This window comes from Chryseobacterium sp. RU37D (assembly GCF_900156075.1).
GTDB lineage: Bacteria > Bacteroidota > Bacteroidia > Flavobacteriales > Weeksellaceae > Chryseobacterium.
In genome coordinates, this window is record NZ_FTMM01000058.1 from 1 (window position 1) to 2,216 (window position 2,216).

Sequence of the window (2,216 nt, forward strand, 5' to 3'; positions counted from 1 at the left end):
GACTTTATGTGTCACAACTTAGGTGCTGATGTGAGTGCAGATCCTTTTACACCATCAGCATCTATACAAGGAGCTAAATACCAGTGGGGAGCTACTACGGGTATGGCAAATAGATATATTTCACAGATGGATGATCAGAATCCAGCATATGCATATATTGCAGGATGGAATCAAGTTAATTTACCTGATAATACTTGGCAGGATGCTGTTAAAACTGCAAATGACCCATGTCCTGCGGGGTACAGGGTGCCTACTTCGGCTCAGTGGCAAGGTGTTATTAATAATAATGCGATTACACGATTGGGAACCTGGACGGGTGGTTATACTTCAGCAATTAAATTTGGACCTTCTTTGCTCTTGCCTGCTACAGGCTTCCGCAGCGCAACCGCTGGTGCTGGTCTACAGAGCGTTGGTTCTGACGCATACTACTGGAGCAGTACTAAGTACACCGGTCCCGAGCCACAAGATGCGATCGCTCTGTTCTTAAGTATCAGCTCTTCAATGGTCTACCACATCGGTCGAATAAATGGTACCCCCGTGCGCTGTATATCAGAATAGATTCTATTGATTGATTTTGCGATTTCCGGTGGCTTTGCCGCCGGAAATTTCATTGTCGAATATTCTTTTCATTGAAAATAGCAGACATTATTATACAAGTTATGAAAAAAATAATATTTCTTATACTAAGTGGTCTTTGTTGCTGGCTACATGCTCAAAAAATAGACTTATATTTTCCTCATTTTGCTGGGAAAACCTACGATTTTATTATTTTTCAGGGAGATAAGCAACAGACTATTATTCAGGGAAAAATACCATCAAATGGAAAATTCAGCCTGATTATACCCCAAGAATATGCTCCTTATACAGGAATGAGTCGTTGGCTTATTACCAATGATAAAGATGGAGGCGGACTGGACATGCTGGTGTCAGGAAAAGATTTTTCCGTGAGCTGCTCAGAGTCTATTCCTACAGAGCAAAATATTATATATCAGGGAAATGAAGAAAACCGACAGCTTAATGAACTGTATGAAAAGCAGCAGAACATATTTGCACGCCATGATGCAATGTTGCACGCAATAGCTTCATATTCTAAGACCGATAAAAATTATCCTGTTTTCCAGCAGGAATATCAAATCCAGAAACAGCAGTATCATGACTTTCAGTCTTCTCTTTCTTCAAGTCCCACCTATGAGAAACAATTGGTACCCATTATCAATATTACCAAGGGAATAGGAACTGAAATTCTAGATAATGAAAAAGAAAGAGCTGATAATATAGCCTCTTATATTGCTAATGATATAAATTTTAAGGTATTGTATACCTCCGGATACTGGACGACCGTTATTGCTTCGTGGGTTAGTATTCATACTCAAGTGCTGAAAGATCCTTATCGGTTTGTAGAAGATTTTGCACATATTAGTCAAAGGTTGGAAGATAAAAATCAATATAAGGATTTTGTTGGGCGTACCACCTATTACCTTACACAGCAGGGTAAAGATTTGTATATTGGAGCTATTGCTCCATGGGTTCTCGCTTCAGGCAAAATAACAAGTTTCGAAGGATCTTTAGCGGTATATCTCAAAGGTGCTGTGGGAACACATGCCCCTGATCTGATTTTTACTAAAAATATTGGACGTACTGAAGACAATAAGCCTGATGTAAAGACCATAAAACCTAGTGAATTTGCTGTAAATGGATATGAGAAAACCTTACTGGTATTTTATGAATCCGGCTGCGGTCATTGTGAAGATCTTCTTAGGCAGCTTCCAGAGAATTATGAATCTTTGAAAAAGAAAGGAATCCAAATTGTATCCATTTCTGCAGATACTGATGAAAAAGTCTTTAAAAGCAAGATAGATGAATTGCCGTGGAAGCAATATGCTTTCTGTGATCTTGAAGGATTAAAAGGACCTAACTTTGTCAATTATGCCGTGATAGGTACCCCTACAATGGTTTTGATTGATGAATCAGGGAAGATACTCTTAAAGTCAGCTTCCCTACAGGAAATTTTAGAATACAAATAATATAATCCCATGATGAAATAAAGCTTTCTGTAATAGCAATTATACTCATCTTGGATAATAGATGTTGGTAGAGCATTTTGCAATTTTAATACATCAACAGTGAATGTATATTATAGCTAATAAATTATCTAACGATTTAATTAGATAACAATATAAATTTTCAAACATTAATTAAACACTTTTAAGAATGAA

1 protein-coding gene and 1 pseudogene are annotated in these 2,216 nt (G+C 37.4%); both read left to right on the forward strand.

What is annotated here, in order from left to right:
• Positions 1–558: pseudogene (locus BW926_RS13970) on the forward strand (fibrobacter succinogenes major paralogous domain-containing protein); the annotation flags it as partial.
• Between the two features lie 101 nt (positions 559–659).
• Positions 660–2,024: a peroxiredoxin family protein gene (locus tag BW926_RS14455; RefSeq protein WP_076447949.1), complete on the forward strand. Its 1,365-nt coding sequence runs from the start codon at positions 660–662 to the stop codon at positions 2,022–2,024.
• Positions 2,025–2,216 lie beyond the last annotated feature (192 nt).

Excerpts from the sequence above, each read along its gene's own strand:
- BW926_RS14455 (WP_076447949.1), top strand. The coding sequence starts at position 660 with ATGAAAAAAATAATATTTCTTATACTAAGTGGTCTTTGTTGCTGGCTA.